This is a genomic window from Mesorhizobium sp. M1342 (assembly GCF_040317955.1).
In the GTDB taxonomy this organism is placed as follows: Bacteria; Pseudomonadota; Alphaproteobacteria; order Rhizobiales; family Rhizobiaceae; genus Mesorhizobium.
In genome coordinates this window covers 45,515-64,000 of sequence record NZ_JAMYLI010000024.1, presented here as the reverse complement: position 1 = coordinate 64,000, position 18,486 = coordinate 45,515, and the positions used below count along the sequence as shown (strand labels likewise).

Genomic DNA, 18,486 nt, shown 5'->3' with positions numbered 1-18,486 from the left:
GAACTGCGACGATGAAAACGAAATTCGCTGCTTCGGTGCTGTCCGCACTGCTTTACGCCCAAGGCCTGCTCGGCTTTGCCGGCATTGCCACCATGCTTCTCAGGGACCGCGCCCATGCAAGCGAACTCACCATGGGCAGTGACATGCCGGTGGGGCCATCGCTTCTGCTGGTACGCTGAGTATCAGGAGCATCGGGCCCAGAGATGGAAAATCCGATGCCCGAAAAAAGGGATTGTGCCAGTACCCGGCAGTCAGTCGGCGAATTGCCGCGGCGGATCGAACCGATAGCCGGCTCCACGTATTGTGGTGATGGTGTCGGTGTCGAGCTTGCGGCGCAGCCGCACGATGCGCGAATCGATCGAACGATCGAAGGCGTCGGCGTTTTCGGCCGGTGCCGCGGCGATGATATCGTCACGCGTCAGCACCTTGCGTGGACTGGCCAGGAACAACCTGAGCAGCGCCACCTGGCCGGGCGAAAGCTGTTCCTCGGAGCCGGAGCGATGCATGACCATGGCCGACCTCAGATCGACGGTCGCGTTCTCCAGCACGATCAGTTCCTGGGTACCCCTGCCGCGGCGCGAAAGCAGGCCGCCGACACGGGCGGCCAGTTCACGGACATTGAGCGGGCTCTCGACGACGTCGGCCGCACCAAGCTCCAGCGCCAGCACCTTGTCGACAAGATCGGCCGGCCGGCAGATGAGGATAAAATCCGGTCCGCCCTCGCCGCCTCCTCCTTGGCCGCCATAACGTCTGAGCAGGTCCCGTCCCTCCGCCTGGCTGAGGCTGTCGCCGACGACGACGACGTCGATGCCCTTTCCCGACAGCAGCGATTCGGCCTCCCAGGGCTGACGTGCCTGATGCACATCGTGGCCGCGCCGCTCGAGATGGTCGGCGAGTTCGGTCGCCACCACTTCGGCTACCGAAACGAGCGCAATAACGGATCGTGCGGCCATCTTTTCCAACCGTTCCCTGGCAACCCGGATATGAGTGCTGGACATGATGTTTATACCCAATCTACTTTCCACTGAAAGTGGGAGCGAAAGCATCGTGCGGGCAAGAATTGTCATCGTCGAGGATGAGCCCGACCTCAGGGACGCGGTCGCCGAATATCTTGGCGCATCCGGCTATGACGTGGCCACCGCTGAAAGTGCTGCCGCGGCGCGCAGCCTCGTTGAAACGCAATCGTTTCATCTCGCCATTCTCGACATCGCCATGCCCGGCGAGGACGGCCTCTCGCTCGGCCGCTGGCTGCGTTCGAAACTGCCGATCGGCATCATCTATGCCACCGCGGCCGGCACTGCGCTCGACCGCATCGTCGGGCTGGAACTCGGTGCCGACGACTACATCGTCAAACCCTACGAATTGCGCGAAGTGCTGGCCAGGGTGCGCAGCGTGTTGCGCCGGGTTCCCCAGCCGAAGGAGCTCCAGGACAACAAGGCCGGGACGGATCGCCGTTCCGTTGCCTTCGGCCCCTTTCAGGCCGATCTCGACGGCAGACTGGTCACCGGCGCCAATGGCGCGGTGATCGATATGGCCAAGAGCGAGTTCGACGTGCTGGAGATTTTCCTCACCCGCGCTAACCGGCTGCTGACCCGCGCCGCTATCTCCGAGGCGATCGGTTTCACCGAAGATCCGGAATCGTCACGCGCGGTCGACATTCGCATCATGCGGCTACGCAAGAAGATCGAGGCCGATCCCGCCAATCCGAAATTCCTGCGCACGGTGCGCGGCGAGGGCTATATCTTCTCGCTGCCGGCCGGCGACGGCAACTGAGCACCGGGCCAGAAGGATTCGGTTGCTCGCCAGCCGAAATTGGCACGACTCCGAATTGGCACGACTCCGGAATGACGGCACAAGATGATCGCTGAAGCAGCAAGCACCGATATGCAAGGGTTCAGGCAGGGCGCGGCGATGGCGGCCGTGCGCGTCGTTCGCCGGCTTCGCGAGGCTGGCGACTGGCAGCGCGAGATGGACGGCATACTGGAAACGCTCTGCCGGGCCATGGATTGCCAGCGCGGCATCCTGTTTCGCTTGCGCGAACTGCCCGGCCAGGGCTTCGCCCAATCCGTCGCCGCCTATTGGATCGACCCTCTTTTCGGCGGCGAACTGGCGTCGCCGACCGTCATCATGCAATCGATCGTCAATTCCGACCCCCTGCTGGAGCGGCTTGCCGAGGACGAACGGCAAGGCAAGATCTTCGCCGGGCACACGCGCGACCTCGAAGGCTTCCTGAGGACCGATTTCGAGAAGCAGAACATCAAATCGTTCCTCTCGGTCTCGGTCTTCGCGCATGGCCATCTCTGGGGCACGCTGGCGGTCAATGACTGCGTCAACGAGCGTGCATGGACGGACGAGGAAGAGGCGACGCTGCATATCATCGCGCTGGCCATCGGCGACGCCATCGAGCGCTCGCCCTCCGACGCCCACGCCAGCGAGGTCATTCGCCGCACCATGCTGCAGGCCTCGCTCGACGCCATCGTCGTCATCGACGAGACCGGCTCGATCATCGAATTCAATCCGGCTGCCGAGAAGATGTTCGGCTTCCAGCGCAGCGACATCCTCGGAAAGGACCTGCTCGATACGATCGTGCCGATCTACTACCGCAAGGGCTATGCTTCGGGGGCCGAATACATGTCCGGCCGCGGCGCGCCGATGGTCGGCCAACGGCTCGAGACGGTGACCCAGAACGCCGCCGGCGAAGTGTTCCCGATCGAGCTGACGGCGACCGAGATGCGGGTTGCCGACCGCCGCCTGATCTTCGGCTCCATCCGCGACCTCCGCGACAAATTGCGCGCCGAGGAGGAGATCGGCCGGCAGCGCGAGAAGCTGCACCAGAACGAGAAGATGGCGGCGATGGGTTCGTTGCTGGCCGGCGTCTCGCACGAGCTCAACAACCCGCTGGCCGTGGTGGTGGCGCAATCGACGCTGCTGCACGAATTCGCTTCCGACCCGCAGACCAAGGTGCGCGCCGAGAAAGTCCGTGCGGCCGCCGAGCGCTGCGGCCGCATCGTCAAGAGCTTCCTGTCGATGGTCCGCCTCCATCCCGCGGCACAAGCCGAAACCGACCTCAACCAGGTGATCCGGTCGGCACTCGAAGTGACCGCCTATGGCGCGCGCTCAAGCGGCATCACCATCGACACCGATTTCGCCGCCGGCCCGCTGCTGGCCATGGCCGACGCCGACCATGTGACGCAGGTGGCGGCCAATTTCCTCATCAACAGCCAGCACGCCTTGGCCGGCATTGCCGGCGACCGGCTGATCAAGGTGCGGACGTTCCGCAGCGACCGGGGTCATCCCTGCTTCTCGGTCGAGGACAATGGGCCCGGCGTGCCGGAAACGATCCGCAGCCGCATCTTCGAATCCTATTTCACCACCAAGCCGGTCGGTGTCGGCACCGGCATCGGCCTGTCGATCTCGAAATCGATCATCGAGCGGCACAATGGCAATGTCTGGTTCGAGGAAGTGCTCCCGAGAGGCGCGCGCTTCGTCGTCCAGCTGCCGGCCATCGTGGCCGGCCTCGCCACCGCCGGCGAGAACCAGCCGCGATCGAGCGGCCTGCGCCATGCCTTGATCATCGACGACGAGCCGGATGTCGCCGGCTCGCTCTCCGACATTCTCGAACTGATGGGCATCAAGTCACGGATCGTTCCTGTCTGGGAAACGGGCGCCGCCACTTTGAGCGGCCACATGCCGCCGGACATCGTCTTTTCGGACCTGCGCATGCCCGGCGTTAGCGGCATATCGATCTATCGCGAGTTGCTCGCCGAAAAGCCTGATCTGGCACGGCGTTTCGTGCTGGTCACAGGCGACCTGATCGGTGCGAAAGCCGAAATCGAGGCGCTGCCGGCACAGCAGCGGCCGCAGATCCTGGAAAAGCCGTTCAGCACTTTGGATGTGCGCAGTGTGCTGTCCGCCATTGCCGAACAGGCGGTCTTGAAAGGGCGGGGGCCGAAGAAGAGCGCGCTGGAGGGAGCGCTCGGGGAGTCCGGAGCATGATCCCAAAGCGGGAACGGTTTCGGATCATGCTTCGACAAAATCAGAAAATATTCGGCGTATCGGCCAAGGGTGCGGCATTGGCGATCATGCGGATGGCGCGGTTCTTGTGTGTTCCGGACTGTTCGGCGATGGCGCGCAGGCAATCGATACTCTCGGCACCCCATGCCTGGCCCTTGCAGGCGAAGTCGGTCACCGGCACCGGCAGACGCGCGGTCCTGGTCGTCGTCTGCGCGCCGTCGATGAGATTGGACGGCGGATTCAACGAAGCGAAGGCCGGCCCGATTGTCGGCGTGAACGCCATGCCGACGAAGGCGCAAGCAGCCAGCACCATGAACATCGCCATGGGGTGGTCGCTGGCCCGCTGGCGCAGCGCCAGTTTCGGACGGCGGTCATTGCGCTCTGGAGCCTGAAGGCGGCTCTCGCCGCGGATCGTCTGGATTTTCGCATGCATTGCCTTCCCCTTCGCTGAGTTTCTTTTGGCGGTGAAATGAACTTATCCGCACTTTGTAACAACGATGGGGTGGCGAAGGACTGGCATTGTAACGAATTCGAAACAGCATTCGGGCGAAGTCGGGCAAAATCGGGCATAGCTTCGACGGCGCTCGGGCTCGAGGCGCAACCCGACCGATCTTGCCGAACAGTTTTTCGGAAAAGATCAGGCTCAGGCCGGAGCTCGAAGCTCGGCAATGATCTTGTGCGCGGCGATACGCCCGGCAATGATAGCGCCCTCGACATACCCCGGAAACGACGGCGAGAGTTCTGAACAGGCGAGATACACCGGGGGTGCGCCGGCAAGGATCGTTCGCTCGGCATCTCTTGCTGTCACGTCGACAACAAGATCGCTGTACGCGCCGCCGCTCCAGCGATCTCCTATCCAGTCACGCAAACTGAAATCGATGACGCCACCGGCATCCGGGCCAAGGGCTGCCTCCAACCGGCCGGTTAACTCCGCACGCAGTTCCGGCTCGCCGAGGTCGCGCCAGCGCAGCGCGAGCGGCCCGCCAACGAACACGACGAGCGCGGCATGCTCCACATCCTTGCCGGCGTCGCAGGCAAACAGCCCCGGCGGATCGAGCCACAACACCATGCCGTTCAAATCCCGCCCGCGCCAAAACGGTTTGGCATAGCGCACCAGGATCTTGATAGCCGCGCCGCTTTTCCAGGCGCCGAGCGCCCGCCCCAGTCCAGCCGGCAAGGCAGGGACAAAGGCGAGCTCCGTCACCGTCGCCGGGGGGACGGCAACCAGAACCGCGCGCGCCTCGATGGCACCCCCGGCCGAAACGACAAGAACACCTTGCGAACTGTGCTCGATGCGCGTGACCGGCTCGCTGAGCCGCAACCGATCGCCAAGGTCGCGGGCCAGATCTTCGGCCAGCGAATGCATGGTTTCGCGCACGAAATATTGCAGCTCCGGCACCTCGTTGGTGACGCGTCGGTCATTGTCGATCAGATACCAGAGAGGAATCCGATCCAGCGCCATGCACCAGAGACCTTCGATCATCGAACGGAAGACGGCCCTGGCATCGGCCGAATCGCGCTGGCGGGCAAGCCAGTCGGCAACGGTCAGCCCCGCAATCGAGACGTCGTCCGGATCGATCCCGTTCATGCGCTCGCGGATTGCCATTGCCGCGTCATAGATCCGCTCTGCTCTTTGTACGGACATCGTCGGCTGGGTGATGAAATCGCCATCGACATAGGTTTCAACCAGCGTCTTGCCGCGCGCCTCGATCAGCGCCATCAATTCCGGCATGTCCTCGCACAGGAACTGGCCGCCACTATCGATCCGTTCGCCAAGTCCGTTCAGTCGGGACTCGACGCGTCCGCCGACGCGGTCGCGTGCTTCGAGCAGGATGAAATCGATGTCGGCCTTCTTCATCTCGAGCCCCGCCGACAGGCCCGTGAAACCCGCACCGACGATGACGACATCGGTTCGCTCGAATTCGCCGCCCTCATCCGTGAAGGTCTTCAGCATCCACCCAATCGCATCCGGCTTCCACAGACGAAGTATGTCCTTGTCGACATATGCCGGCGGGCCGCACACGCCGTGCCGCAGGCTTGTCTCTAACCTATCGTTTTCTCGAGCATATTGAGCCAGTTGCGATAGGCGATTTTTTCGATCAGTGCGCGGCCGAAACCGCGTGCCGCCAATGCATCGATCAGCTTCGGCAGGCCGGCGACATCCCCGATGACGGCCGGGATCATGGCGCCGTCGAAATCGGAGCCAAGACCAACGCCATCCTCACCCAGCGCCTGCAGCAGCGAATCGATATGCCGCACCATGATATCGAGGCTGGTGTCGGCATTCATGCGACCGTCCTCGCGCAGGAAGCCTGTTGCGAAGTTCAGCCCGACCATGCCGCCGGTTTCGCGGATCGCGCCGAGCTGCCAGTCGGTCAAGTTGCGCGAATGGCCGCAGATCGCGTGCACGTTGGAATGGGTCGCGACCAGCGGCGCATCGCTGAGCGCCGCGACATCGCGAAAGCCCTTCTCGTTGAGATGCGACAGGTCGATCATGATCTTCAACTGGTTGCATGACTTGACCAGCGCCTTGCCGGCATCGGTCAGGCCGGGTCCGGTGTCGGGCGAGGACGGGAAGCGGAACGGCACGCCGTGGCCGAAGGCGTTCGGACGGCTCCAGACGATGCCGAGCGAGCGCAGGCCGGCTTCATGCAGCACGTCGAGCATGGTGAGCTCGGGATCGATCGCCTCGACCCCTTCGATGTGGAACACCGCGGCGATCGAACCTTGCGCCATGGCATTGCGCACATCGCCGGCGCTGCGGCAGACGGTGAGCGCTCCGGCCCGTTCCAGCCTGAACAGGATCGAGGCCATGGCGATCGTCGAGGTCAGCGCCTCATTGCGCGGAACCTCGGGCGGCAGCGGTTCGGCGACGCTCGGCGCCAGGGGCACGGCGCCGCGCCTGGATTTCTCGACAGGCGGCGGAAAGATGGCGAACATGCCCCCGGCGAAGCCGCCGGCTTTCGCGCGTGGCAGGTCGATATGGCCGCCCGATTTCCCCTCGATGAACAGTTTTTCGACGTCCGTGTCTTTCGACTGATAGAGTCTGAGCAACGTATCGTTGTGGCCGTCGAAGACGGGAACGAGATCGGTTTCGGTCATTGGGGGATCATTCGGTTCGTTTGTCGGCGCGGCGGCTAGGATATATCCTATCTACTTAGGCAGGATGCGCCACCCGCGCAAATGCCAAAGCCGCCCCGGCAGGAGGGCAGCCGCTTGCCGCGCCGTTTCCAAGCAACGAAATCCTTACCGCTTCAGCACGTCGGCCCATTCCTGATGGCGGCGGAACTGGGCGTTGGCGAACGGGCAGAGCGGGATGATCTTCTTGCCTGCCGCACGCGCATCCTCGACGGCGCGGGTGACGAGCCGAAGCCCGGCACCCTGGCCGCGAAAGACGTCCGGCACTTCGGTGTGGTCGATGATGATCTGGTGCTCACCGATCTTGGTGAAGGTCATCTCGGCCTCGGCGCCATCGGGTCCACGCAGGACATAGCGGCCCTTGGAACCGCGATCCTCAAGTTCGATCTCAGGCAGTTGTTCAGGCATCGCTATGCTCCTTGGGCAGCATCGGAAAAGAACCGCCGTGCCGCATCGATCTCGTTTGGCCGCACCTCGTGCCCGCCATCGTGCCATTCCACTGTGACATCGGCGCCGTCGGCACGCAAATAGGCCTCGAGCCGCGTGGTCAGGTTCGGCGGACAGATCGGGTCGCGCTTGCCGGCGGTCATCAGGATATGGCGGCCGGCGAGGCTGCCCTTGACCTGCGGCTCGAACGGGATCAGCGGATGCATCAGCACCGACGCGTCGAACAGCGCTGGAATCGCGAACACCACGGAGGCCAGGACATTGGCGCCGTTGGAATAGCCGAGACCCAGCACGGATGACGGCTTCGCTGCTTCGACATGGGCCTTGACGAAGCCCGCCATCTTATCCGTCGCCCGCGCCAGATCGTCCATATCGTAGACGCCCTCGCCGGTGCGGCGAAAGAAGCGCGCGGCACCCTGTTCCAACACATCACCGCGCGGCGAGATGATGGTTGCCTGGGGCGCGAGATCGCGCCCCAGCGACAGAAGCTGGTTCTCATCGGCCCCAGTGCCATGGAAGACGAACAGCAATGGACCGCCCGGCGAACCGGGCAGCAGCTTGTGGATGTAAGCGTCCTTGCTCATGACCTCAGCCTTCCAGGCTCTGCAGATGCTGTTCAAGATACGGCCGCAGGTGCTGATGCTGCGACGGCAGCTTCAGCGCTTCGCCCAGATGAGCGGTATCCTCGTCGCGATCGAAACCCGGCTCGTTGGTGGCGACTTCGAACAGCACGCCACCCGGTGTGCGGAAATAGATCGCCCAGAAGTAGTCGCGATCGATCACCGGCGTCACCCCATAGCCCGTGTCCATCAACGCCTTGCGCACCTCGAGCTGCCTGGCGCGGTTCTCGACCGCGAAGGCGACGTGATGGACGGAGCCGGCACCGAGATCGGCGAAGGCCGTGCTCGGCAGCGATTCGATGTCGATAACATCGGCGCCATTGCCGTTCTTCACCGCCAGCCGCCTGAGATTGCCGGACTTGTCGACTTCCTCATAGCCCATGAACTTCAGCAGCTCCTCAGTGGCGCCGCCATCCTTCAGCCTGAGCGATACCGAATGGAAACCGCGGATCGCCTGGTCGACCGGAACACCGCCTTTCGCCCAGGGCGCTCTGCCGTCGCCCTTGCCCTCGACCAGCGCGAAGCCGTCACCATCCGGTCCGGCAAAAGTCAGGCGCTTCTCGCCGAAGGTCTCTTCGCGCGAGAGGCCGGTGACGCCCTCATCGGCAAAACGTTTTTCCCAATAGGCAAGCGTGCCTTCCGGCACCGAGTAGACGGTGGTTCCGACTTCGCCGACGCCATGCCGGCCCTTGCCGATGTCGGGGAAAGGGAAATAGGTCATCACCGAACCCGGCGTGCCGGTCTCATTGCCATAATAGAGATGATAGACGTCGGGCGCGTCGAAATTGACAGTCTTCTTGACCCGGCGCTGGCCGAGTTTCCTGGTGAAGAAATCGTTGTTCTGGCGGGCATCCCTGGCCATCGACGTGACGTGATGCAGGCCCTTGATCTGGTCGAGCATTGTCTTGCTCCTTCCCTTGGTACTTGTGCGGCCCTCGCCGCTGTCCATGCCAATATGAGGACCCGAGCAGTTTACGCAAAGGCGGCAAACACAGAATGGACTGTGTCGCAAAAGTGAACGATGGAACAGAGTTCGTTCACCAATTGGCTCGCAGAGTCGGGCTTGCGCCGTGGCCAGAATTCGTTTCCATGAACGGCATTCGACATTCCGGGACAAAGGTATCGTGAGTGACTGGAAAAGCCAGGCGGCCCAACATTCTCCTGATCACATGCGATCAGTGGCGTGGCGATTGTCTGTCCGCAGCCGGTCATCCGGTTGTGCAGACGCCGAACGCCGACGCACTGGCCGGGGAGGGTGTGCTGTTCAAGCGGCACTATGGCGGCGCGGCGCCCTGCTCGCCCGCCCGCGCCTGCCTCTACACCGGTCTCTACCAGATGAACAACCGCGTCTGCCGCAACGGCACGCCGCTCGACGCGCGCCACGGCAACATCGCGCTCTCGGCTCGGGCCTTGGGCTATGATCCGACGCTGTTCGGCTACACCGACGTCTCGCTCGATCCGCGCCTGCTGGCCCCGGGCGATCCGCGGCTGCAAAGCTATGAAGGCGTGCTGCCCGGCTTTACGGTGCGCCAGTTGCTGCCGGAGCACCAGAAGCAATGGCTATCCTGGCTGGAGCTGCAAGGTGTCGACGCCAGCGCCGGCTCCCCCGACATCCACCGTCCGCTGGCCGACGGCGCCGGGACCACCATCAGCAACGCGCCGCCCGTCTACCGCGGGCAACAAACCCCGGCGGCCTTCCTGACCGGCGAATTCACGCGTTGGCTTGGCGAACAGGAGCACGCCGCGCCGTGGTTCGCGCATCTTTCCTTCATCAGCCCGCACCCGCCCTTCATTGCCCCGGAGCCCTACAATACAATGTACGATCCGGCTGACGGCCCGGCCTTCCGGCGCGCGGCAAGCTGGCAGGAAGAGGCGGAAAACCATCCCTATCTAGCCTATGATCTCGGCCGGCAGAAACAGATAAAATTCCGGCCCGAAGCCAGAGACAAGGTGCACGACTGGAGCGAAGACGATTTTCGCCGCATCCGCGCGATCTATTACGGCATGATTTCCGAGGTCGACGCGCAGCTCGGCCGCGTCTGGCAAGCACTTAAGGCCGCGGGCGCGTGGGACGACACCATCATCGTGCTCACCTCGGACCATGCCGAGATGATGGGCGACCATTTCATGCTGGGCAAGGGCGGCTATTTCGACGGCAGCTACCACATTCCGCTGATTGTCCGCGATCCGCGCCACGGCAAGGCTGCCGGCGGCCGTGTCGACAGCTTCACCGAAGCGGTCGACATTTTGCCGACCCTTCTCGACCTACTCGGCGAAAAGCCCGCGCCGCATCTCGACGGCGCCTCGCTGAAGCCGTTCCTGAGCGGAGAAACCCCTGCGGCGTGGCGCGATGCCGCGCATTGGGAGTTTGACTTCCGCTCGATTGCCGCGGGCGAGGCCGAAAACCATTTCGGCATCGCCGCACGTCAATGCAACCTCGCCGTTATCCGCACGGAACATTTCAAGTATGTGCATTTCGGCGGCAACCTGCCGCCGCTGCTGTTCGATCTGGAAAACGATCCGGGCGAGCTGGACAATCTCGCGGCCGACCCCAGTCATCTCACCGTGCGCCTGGAATTCGCCGAACGGCTGCTCGCCTGGCGGGCCGAACATCTCGACCAGTCGTTGGCACTGGCCGAATTGACCGAGAACGGCCTAGTCGGCCATGCCGCTGGCCTGCCACCTGGCCACACATAAATAAAGCCCGCGCCGTTGCCAGCGCGGGCTTCATTTGGCTGAACAGAATTACCTTACGATCATGCGCTGCTGATCGCGCTGTTCGGCATAGCTGCCCTTGTCATAGGCGGTTTGAGCCTCAAGCTGTTCCTTGGTGAAGGTCGTGTAAAGATATTTGTTGCCGTCCTTATCGGTCATGAATTTGAGATTATCCATGCCGACCGCGACCTCCTTCTCACCGATGCCGAGGAAGCCGCCGACGTCGACGATCACCGCGTCGGCCTTCTTGTCGGGCGCAAGCACGACATCGCCGATCTCGCCGACCCTGGCGTCGTTGGCGCCGTAGACAGTCGTGCCCTTCAGGTCATCGGCACGAATCTCGCCGACCGGCATCTCGGTCAACGTCGACTTGTCGATGGCGGCAGTCTGTGTCTGGTCGGGAGCCGAGGCGTCAGGGGTCGTCGCGGCCGGAGCTTCGGCGGTCTTGTCTGCCGGAGCGACAGCAGGAGCCGTGGTGTCAGAGGGCACAGCTGCCGGAGCGGTGGCCGCAGGCTCATTGGAAGCCGTCGTTGCCGGCGCCGGATCATAGGCCTTGCGGTCGAAATCCGGCTGCGCCTGCAGCTCTTCCTTGGTGGTCTGGGCGACCAGCCAGCGGTCGCCATCCTTCTCGGCCCACTGCGCCTTGGAGAAGTCATAGGTGACGTTCTTGGCGCCGAGACCAAGGAAACCACCAACACCGATGACAAGGGACTCGGCCTTGCCTTCCCTAGTCAGCACGATGTCATTGACGTCACCGATATTCTGCGCGTCGTCGCCGGTGCCGTTATAGACGTTTTCACCGATGATGTTGGTGGCAAGGTTACCATCCGCGCGCTTCACCGGTTCCGCCGGTGCGGCGTTCATGTCGGCCGGCTTTTGTGCCGTATCCGTCGTAGCGGGTGCCGTCGGTGCTGTCGCGTCGGTCGATGCGGCAGGCGCCGGGGCCGGCGCGTAGGGCTTGCTGTCGAATTCTGCCTGTGCCGTCAGCTCGTCCCTGGTCGTCGGGGCCACCAGCCAGCGGTCACCATTCTTTTCGGCCCACTGCAGCTTGCTGTAGTCGAAGGCAACGCTTTTGGCGCCGACGCCCAGAAAACCGCCGACGTCGATGACAACGGATTTCGCCTGCCCATCCTTGTCGAAGACGACGTCGCTGACCTTGCCGATGTTCTCGGCATCATCGCCGGTGCCGTTGTAGACGGATTCACCGATGATGTTGGTGACGATGCTGCCCTCTGCGCGGACTGCTGCAGCGCCTGACTCCTGAACGGCGGGGCTCTGCGCCGGCGTCGGGGTCGTCGCACTCTGCGCATAAGCGCCGGTGGCGATCAGTGTTGCGAGTGCGGTCGTGGCTAAAAGATTGCGGATCATGATAGTCTCTCCTCGTGCCTGATCTCATGCGCCGCGTCTTCGCTGGGGAAATCGGACGCGGCATCTACAGGTTCACAACGTCGTGACCAGTCTGTTGTTCCGACAAACCGCTGCCGTCCGGGAAACGAAACCACAGAAATATCGGGCCGCCGGGCAGCCCACGCGTAGCTAGGGAACCTTTCCGTCGCCGCCGCGTTTCAGCCATCGGCTGGGTGTGTCCCGGCCACTTTTCGGCTGACATGGTGGAGCGGGGCATGAAATTCGCAGCGGTGCTGAACCGGGATGGCGGCACTTTGCGCACCACCGACCTCGCCGCATTCTCCGACCGGATGCATCAAACGCTGGAAGCGGCGGGTCACTCGCTCAGCATCGAAATTGTCGCCGGCAAGGACGTGGTGGAAACGCTCGACAGCGCAGCTTCGCGTCGCTCGGTCGACATCGTGCTGGCGGGTGGCGGCGACGGGACCATTTCCGCCGCGGCTGCCCGGCTGATGGGCACGAAGAAGGCGCTAGCCATATTGCCGGCCGGCACCATGAACCTGTTCGCACGCGGGCTGGGCATTCCGCAGTCGCTCGACGGCGCGCTGAAATCCTTCGCCGACGGCGAAATCATCGCAGTGGACGTGGCGACGGCCAATGGCCAACCTTTCGTGCACCAGTTCTCGATCGGCATGCATGCGAAGATGGTGCAACTGCGCCAGAAGATGGAGTTCGGTTCGCGGTTGGGAAAGATCCGCGCCTCGGCCAAGGCGGCTTGGGCGACGATCAACAATCCACCTGCGATGAATGTGACACTCAGCATCGGCGAGGCCGAAATGGCGGCCCGCATCACCGGCATTGGCGTCACCAACAATTTGTTCGGCGAAGGCCATTTGCCCTACACCGACAATCCGGCGGGCGGCGTGCTTGGTGTCTATGTCACGGTGGCGAAGCAGCGCGCCGAACTGGTCAAGTTCTTCTTCAACGTGGCGCGCGGCAAATGGCGCGACAACGAACATGTCGAAATCCACCAGACGAACAGAACGGTGCTGAGAATCCATTCGAGCAGCCGCAAGTTTCGCGCCGTCATGGACGGCGAACTGGTCAGGCTTGACCGTGAAACGGTAATCGAGATCCAGCCTGGCGCGCTGAATGTACTGGTGCCGGCGAGCGCGGCTCAATCGAGAGCCGCCTGATGCGGTGCGTTGCATCCAACAAACCGGCTTTAACCAGCAGGAGCCTTTTCGGTGGTGTTGGGCGGTGTGGGGACATGCTGTTCATCGCTGGTTGGCGTCTTGATCAACACTCCATAGATCTCGGCAATGCCCCACGCGGCAAACACCAGAAGCAATGCGGCGATCAGGATTCGAAATCCATGCCAGCCCCATCGCCCCTGCCGGGCCTTGTTTTCTGGAATGATCTTGGCCATGCTCGATCCCTGTCTCATTCTGCACCAACTGGCGCGCTCGGCAAATCATTGTCGGGTAACGGTTCCTCGCTAGGATGGTTCCGGAAAAGCGCGTTGGCCTTGCACCGTCGCAAGCATGCGGCGGCGATGACCGGGACGAGGCAATTGGGGTGACTGGCAAGACGCAAACAGTGCCCGAGCTGCCCGCCGAAGTTGCGCGCGCAGTCAGGGATGTTGACCGGCTCGCTGTGCTGCACGGGTTGGAGATGCTGGATACGGCGGCCGACCCGGATTTCGACCGCGTCAGCAGCCTTGCCGCGGCGGTGATGCAGGCGCCGATTGCTCTGGTCACACTCGTCGACCTGGAACGGCAGTGGTTCAAATCCTGCTTCGGCCTGGACGAGACCGAAACCACGACCGACGTCTCGTTCTGCGCCCATGCGATTGCCGCCGGCGACGAGCCGATGGTTGTCGTGGATGCAACGACGGACCCCCGTTTCAAGACAAACCCGCTGGTCACCGGAAAGCACCATGTCCGCTTCTATGCCGGCGCACCGATGATCGTGGCAGGTGCCCGCATCGGCACGCTGTGCGTGCTCGACCGCGAGCCGCATGGTTCTCCATCCCGCGCCGAGCTCGACCAGTTGAAGGCGCTCGCCGGCCTCGCCGCCAGCCTGTTCACCCTCAAGGACGCAACCCGCAGCGGCACGATCGCCGAGGCCGCACTGGTTCGCGAGGAAAAACGGCGCGCCATCGCACTCGATGCGGCATCGCTCGCCAGCTGGGCATGGGATATCCGTACCGATATCATCGAATGCGACACATTGATGTCGGAGCTGTTCAACCTGCCGCGCTCCAACCGGTTGCGCGCACGCGACATCCTCACCGCCATCGATCCGCGTGACGTCTACCAGACCGAAACCCGCTTTCGCGACGCCCTGACCGGCAGCGACGACTATTTCGGCGAATACCGGGTGAAGCGCTTTCACCCGCCGCGCTGGCTCGCCACGCGCGGCCGTGTGATCGAGCGTGACGGCGACGGCAAGCCGACATTGATCTTCGGCGTCAACTACGACATCTCCGAGCGCAAGCTCGGCGACGAACGGCAACGGCTGCTGCTGCGTGAGCTCAACCATCGCGTCAAGAACACTTTGGCGACCGTCCAGGCGCTGGCAACACAGACCGTGCGCCATGCCCGCCAGCCAAGCCAGTTCCTCGAGGCCTTCGGCGCCAGGCTTCAGGCCTTGGGCATCGCCCACAATCTGTTGTCGGACCGCGAGTGGCGTGGCATCGGCATCAGTGAACTCGTCCAAATCGAGGTCAAACCTTTCGAAACGGCCGAGCAGCCGCGCATGACGATCTCCGGCGACGACCTGCTGCTGTCGCCCGACCAGGCCATCGGGCTTGGCCTGATCCTGCATGAACTCGCCAGCAACGCGCTGAAATATGGCTCGCTGTCGGTGCCGTCAGGCAGGGTCGACCTCGGCTGGAGGACGCAAGGCAGGAGGGATGCCCGGCGTCTTGTGCTGACCTGGCGTGAAAGCGGCGGCCCGCAAGTCGCTCCGCCGGATCGGCACGGCTTCGGCTCGATCCTCATTCGCCGCAGCCTTGCCAAGGTCATTTCCAGCGAAGTGACCCATGAATTCCGGCCGGAAGGCGTATTTGCCGAAATATCGATGCCCCTGGAAGATCTGTCGAAGTGACCTCCCGACAGCTCTATCTCCGCTCGCTCTCGTCCGGATCGTCGGATTTCACATTCTCGCGGTAGATGGCGTAGGCCGCGAGGGCCACGGCCGGCCCCAGAATGACGCCGAGACCGCCTTTTCCCTTAAGCAGGCTCGGCAGCACGGCGAGTGCGGCGGTGATGCCGATCGCCTTCATGTCGGCATTGCGGCGCTGCGCCCGGCGCCGGGCACGCGAGCCTGCCGATATCCGGTAGACCAGCAGGACAAGCCCGGCAAGCACCAGAAAACCGACGCCGAACCCCAGTGCCGCGGCAAGCGGCCCATAGCGCATCGCCGCCCAGATATAGGCGGCCCCGACAAGAAAGCCGAGACCGCAAAGTGCGGCGGCCATGGCGATCACATAGACGATTGCCGCCGTGCGCGCCCGGTATATGGCGGCCACGGTCTCCCCCGAGGCGAGACCCGAGATCAGGGTTGCCAGCATTCCCATCCGAAGCGACTAGCGACGCGCGATGAGTGCGAAAAGGAAGCCGACGCCGGCGGCGATCGCCAGTGACGTCACCGGCTTTTCGCGTACACTTGCCATCATCTGCGCTTCGATGTCCTTGGCATTGCTGCGCAGGCTGTCAAAGGCTGCTTCGCCCTGCGCACGCAACTGCTCGACCCCTTCCGTGGCTGCGCGGCGCGCGGTGCCATAACCATGCTCGCCGGTCTTGGCCAGTTGTTTGGTGAGCTTGTCGATGTCGGCCTTCAACTGCCTGATGTCGGCTTCCAGGTCCGCATTTGCACGGGCGTCGTTTGCGGTCTTTCCTGCGGCAGTGGCCATGGCTTAACTCCTTGTGATTGCTTGGTTTCAAACGCGCTGCCCGCCTCAAGGTTCCGGCATTGGGACAAAGTAGCCGAAAACGCATCGGCGCGCACCGGTCCGTCGGCTCCGGCAAGAGACGCTTCCTCAGATTAATGGCCGGCGCGCTTCACCCAGCCCTTCCCAGCCGGCGAGCCGCTTGAGGCCTTCATTGTCGGAGACCACGCAGCCGCCGTCGCGCCAGACGATCAGCTTGCGATCCATCAGCTTGCGGATCGTCTTGTTGGTGTGAACCAGCGACAGGCCGAGCGTATCGGCAATGTGCTGCTGCGTGATCGGTATCTGGACAGTTTGGTTGCCATTCAGTCCAACGACCTTGGCGCGGCTGCCGATGAAGGCGATGAGATAGGCAGCGCGCTCGATCGCACTGCGGCGCCCGAGGCTGAGCAGGTTCTCGTCCAGCATCCGCTCTTCACGCGATGCGATCCAGGTGATGTCATAGGCCAGCCCGGGATGATTGCGGTACAGCTCATGCAGATATTCGCGCTCGAAAACACACAGCAGCATCGGCGACAGTGCCTCTACGGAATGCTGCATCTCGCCCATCACACTGCCTTGCAGGCCGATCAGATCGCCGGGCATGAGATAGTTGAGGATTTGGCGGCGGCCGTCCCGCAACAACTTGTAGCGAAACGCCCAGCCGGAGAGCACGGTGTAGAGATGGGCGCTATGGCTTCCCTCCACCAGCACCGTGCCACCCTTTTCGACTGCGAGTTCGCCCTTCTTGAATTTGCTGATGAAGGCCAGTTCCTGTTTTTCGAAATCGCGGAAAATCGGCAACGGCCGCAATGGGCAGTTCTCGCAAGGATATTGGCTATTGTTCTGGACTGACATTTCGACCCCCTTCGAAAGCCCGCTCTTGGAGGAGCGCGTTTCCCGTTGCAAGGATTGAGATTCCGCCCGCTTGCCACATGTCTTTTTTAAATGACAGCAAGCGAATTAGCGATCATGACTCCGGCGTTTCAAGGAGTCTTTGCCTGTGCCCACATTGCTTGACGGATTGCGGATTCTGGTCCTGGAGGACGAATTTCTGATCGCCATGGATGTCGAGCAGCTTTGCCGCGACCATGGCGCCGATGAGGTGGTGATCGCCCGTGACCTGACCGAGGTCGATGGCCGCGAGGTCGCCACGCGATTCGATGCAGCCATTGTCGACTTGATGCTGGGCGGTGTCTCGACGATCGATTTCGCCTCCGGCCTGCGCGCGGCAGGCATACCTTTCGTGTTTGCGTCGGGCTATTCGGATGCAGAGGAGATCAAGGCATCGTTTCCGGGCGTCAGGCTGATTGGCAAACCCTATTCGGGTGAAGACCTCGTGCAAGCGGTCGCCGCGGCCTGCGGACGCGCTTGAGACACGATCGCGGTCAGCTTGCCGGCGAGCTCGTTACCTGGGCCGAAATTGCGTCCGGACCATACTCGTCCTCGCCTGATATTTTCAGGATCTCCTGCAAGCGCGTACGGGCTCGGCTGACGCGGCTCTTGATCGTCCCCACCGCGCAACCGCAGATCTCGGCGGCCTCCTCGTAGGAGAAACCAGACGCGCCGATGAGGATGATGGCTTCGCGTTGGTCCTCCGGCAATTGTTCCAGCGCCCCACGAAAATCCTTCAGGTCAAGCTGGCCGTGCTGAGCCGGATGAACGGCAAGCCTGGCCGTCATGATACCGTCGCTGTCCTGCACTTCGCGCCCGCGCTTGCGCATCTGCGAATAGAACTCGTTGCGCAGGATGGTGAAAAGCCAGGCCTTGAGGTTGGTGCCGGGCTGGAAGCTCTCATGCTTGTCCCAAGCCTTGACGAGCGTTTCCTGGACGAGGTCGTCGGCTTTATCGGCATTTTGAGTCAGCGACACGGCGAACGCGCGCAGACTTGGGATTGCCCCAAGCAGATCGGTCTTGAAGCCTTGGGAGACCGCGGCCATGCCTCAGTCCTTCTTCTGTGCGGGTTCAGCCTGTTCCAGCTGGCTAAGCAACTGGGAAAAGCGATCCGGCACATCGTCGGAGACCAGCGCGTCGTAATATTGTTTGAGTTTGCGTCCGATTTCGGAGTTCGGTCCAAGAGCATCACCAGAACCGTTCCGGCGCCTGCTCTCGGCGCCAGCCAGAATATCTTTCGTCATATCCTTCATTTTGCCCTTGTATTCCCAGCGCTCAAGCCGCTCTTATCACACTCAACACAACGCAAGCGGCGCCCTCGTCTGGTTGCCCATCCCGACCACAAACGCCACTCCCCGGCTTTTGTTCCGTCGAGGC

General features: G+C 62.9%; 21 protein-coding genes. 7 read left to right on the top strand and 14 right to left on the bottom strand.

The genetic code is table 11. From position 1 onward, the window contains the following. Positions 1-11 precede the first annotated feature (11 nt). Complete coding sequence (locus tag NKH06_RS23495; protein WP_352894204.1) at positions 12-179, top strand: hypothetical protein; 168 nt, start codon at positions 12-14, stop codon at positions 177-179. 72 nt (positions 180-251) lie between these two features. Here the strand turns inward: NKH06_RS23495 and NKH06_RS23490 are convergent, their stop codons facing one another. After that, positions 252-953: a response regulator transcription factor gene (locus tag NKH06_RS23490; RefSeq protein WP_127271440.1), complete on the bottom strand. Its 702-nt coding sequence runs from the start codon at positions 951-953 to the stop codon at positions 252-254. 46 nt (positions 954-999) lie between these two features. Here NKH06_RS23490 and NKH06_RS23485 point away from each other — a divergent pair, with 46 nt between their 5' ends. Both NKH06_RS23485 and NKH06_RS23480 read left to right on the top strand, forming a co-directional pair. Next, positions 1,000-1,773: a response regulator gene (locus NKH06_RS23485; RefSeq protein WP_196815325.1), complete on the top strand. Its 774-nt coding sequence runs from the start codon at positions 1,000-1,002 to the stop codon at positions 1,771-1,773. An 84-nt stretch (positions 1,774-1,857) separates the two neighbouring features. Next, a complete protein-coding gene (locus tag NKH06_RS23480; RefSeq protein ID WP_352894202.1) occupies positions 1,858-3,996 on the top strand; it encodes an ATP-binding protein in 2,139 nt (712 codons plus the stop codon). Positions 3,997-4,036: 40 nt separating this feature from the next. Here NKH06_RS23480 and NKH06_RS23475 read toward each other — a convergent pair whose 3' ends face one another. From NKH06_RS23475 to NKH06_RS23450, 6 genes are all read right to left on the bottom strand, one after another. Further along, on the bottom strand, positions 4,037-4,447 hold the full coding sequence (locus NKH06_RS23475) for a hypothetical protein (RefSeq protein WP_352894200.1): 411 nt from the start codon (positions 4,445-4,447) through the stop codon (positions 4,037-4,039). 210 nt (positions 4,448-4,657) lie between these two features. Continuing rightward, the gene (locus NKH06_RS23470) at positions 4,658-5,968 is read right to left on the bottom strand and encodes a flavin monoamine oxidase family protein (RefSeq protein WP_352894198.1); all 1,311 of its coding nucleotides are present in this window, start codon (positions 5,966-5,968) and stop codon (positions 4,658-4,660) included. 89 nt (positions 5,969-6,057) lie between these two features. Next, positions 6,058-7,116: a dipeptidase gene (locus tag NKH06_RS23465; protein ID WP_352894196.1), complete on the bottom strand. Its 1,059-nt coding sequence runs from the start codon at positions 7,114-7,116 to the stop codon at positions 6,058-6,060. A 144-nt stretch (positions 7,117-7,260) separates the two neighbouring features. After that, positions 7,261-7,560, bottom strand: a complete 300-nt coding sequence (locus NKH06_RS23460; RefSeq protein ID WP_023811010.1) for a GNAT family N-acetyltransferase — start codon at positions 7,558-7,560, stop codon at positions 7,261-7,263. 2 nt (positions 7,561-7,562) lie between these two features. Beyond that, on the bottom strand, positions 7,563-8,183 hold the full coding sequence (locus NKH06_RS23455; protein ID WP_352894194.1) for an alpha/beta hydrolase: 621 nt from the start codon (positions 8,181-8,183) through the stop codon (positions 7,563-7,565). A 4-nt stretch (positions 8,184-8,187) separates the two neighbouring features. Then, positions 8,188-9,120, bottom strand: a complete 933-nt coding sequence (locus NKH06_RS23450; RefSeq protein ID WP_023811008.1) for a VOC family protein — start codon at positions 9,118-9,120, stop codon at positions 8,188-8,190. 227 nt (positions 9,121-9,347) lie between these two features. On the opposite strand from NKH06_RS23450, the gene NKH06_RS23445 reads away from it, so the two are divergent. Further along, positions 9,348-10,916, top strand: a complete 1,569-nt coding sequence (locus tag NKH06_RS23445; RefSeq protein ID WP_352750501.1) for an alkaline phosphatase family protein — start codon at positions 9,348-9,350, stop codon at positions 10,914-10,916. A gap of 48 nt (positions 10,917-10,964) precedes the next feature. Here NKH06_RS23445 and NKH06_RS23440 read toward each other — a convergent pair whose 3' ends face one another. Then, positions 10,965-12,302 carry a PRC-barrel domain-containing protein gene (locus NKH06_RS23440; protein ID WP_023811006.1) on the bottom strand — a complete coding sequence of 446 codons (1,338 nt, stop codon included), beginning with the start codon at positions 12,300-12,302 and terminating at the stop codon, positions 10,965-10,967. Between the two features lie 254 nt (positions 12,303-12,556). On the opposite strand from NKH06_RS23440, the gene NKH06_RS23435 reads away from it, so the two are divergent. After that, a complete protein-coding gene (locus NKH06_RS23435) occupies positions 12,557-13,477 on the top strand; it encodes a diacylglycerol/lipid kinase family protein (protein WP_023811005.1) in 921 nt (306 codons plus the stop codon). A gap of 29 nt (positions 13,478-13,506) precedes the next feature. On the opposite strand, the gene NKH06_RS23430 is transcribed toward NKH06_RS23435, so the two are convergent. Then, positions 13,507-13,710 carry a hypothetical protein gene (locus tag NKH06_RS23430; RefSeq protein WP_352894190.1) on the bottom strand — a complete coding sequence of 68 codons (204 nt, stop codon included), beginning with the start codon at positions 13,708-13,710 and terminating at the stop codon, positions 13,507-13,509. A gap of 170 nt (positions 13,711-13,880) precedes the next feature. Between NKH06_RS23430 and NKH06_RS23425 the strand changes: the two genes are divergently transcribed. Beyond that, on the top strand, positions 13,881-15,392 hold the full coding sequence (locus tag NKH06_RS23425; RefSeq protein ID WP_352894189.1) for a sensor histidine kinase: 1,512 nt from the start codon (positions 13,881-13,883) through the stop codon (positions 15,390-15,392). A 13-nt stretch (positions 15,393-15,405) separates the two neighbouring features. Here NKH06_RS23425 and NKH06_RS23420 read toward each other — a convergent pair whose 3' ends face one another. From NKH06_RS23420 to NKH06_RS23410, 3 genes are all read right to left on the bottom strand, one after another. Further along, entirely contained in the window at positions 15,406-15,864 is a 459-nt protein-coding gene (locus NKH06_RS23420; protein WP_023811002.1) for a hypothetical protein, read from the bottom strand. Positions 15,865-15,873: 9 nt separating this feature from the next. After that, a complete protein-coding gene (locus tag NKH06_RS23415) occupies positions 15,874-16,200 on the bottom strand; it encodes an ElaB/YgaM/YqjD family protein (RefSeq protein WP_023811001.1) in 327 nt (108 codons plus the stop codon). 126 nt (positions 16,201-16,326) lie between these two features. After that, positions 16,327-17,073, bottom strand: a complete 747-nt coding sequence (locus NKH06_RS23410; RefSeq protein WP_023811000.1) for a Crp/Fnr family transcriptional regulator — start codon at positions 17,071-17,073, stop codon at positions 16,327-16,329. A gap of 205 nt (positions 17,074-17,278) precedes the next feature. Between NKH06_RS23410 and NKH06_RS23405 the strand changes: the two genes are divergently transcribed. After that, positions 17,279-17,590, top strand: a complete 312-nt coding sequence (locus NKH06_RS23405) for a response regulator (protein WP_050592687.1) — start codon at positions 17,279-17,281, stop codon at positions 17,588-17,590. 13 nt (positions 17,591-17,603) lie between these two features. Here NKH06_RS23405 and NKH06_RS23400 read toward each other — a convergent pair whose 3' ends face one another. Both NKH06_RS23400 and NKH06_RS23395 read right to left on the bottom strand, forming a co-directional pair. Further along, positions 17,604-18,155, bottom strand: a complete 552-nt coding sequence (locus NKH06_RS23400) for an RNA polymerase sigma factor (protein WP_013529285.1) — start codon at positions 18,153-18,155, stop codon at positions 17,604-17,606. A 3-nt stretch (positions 18,156-18,158) separates the two neighbouring features. Beyond that, entirely contained in the window at positions 18,159-18,362 is a 204-nt protein-coding gene (locus tag NKH06_RS23395) for a NepR family anti-sigma factor (RefSeq protein WP_023810998.1), read from the bottom strand. Between the last annotated feature and the right edge of the window lie 124 nt (positions 18,363-18,486).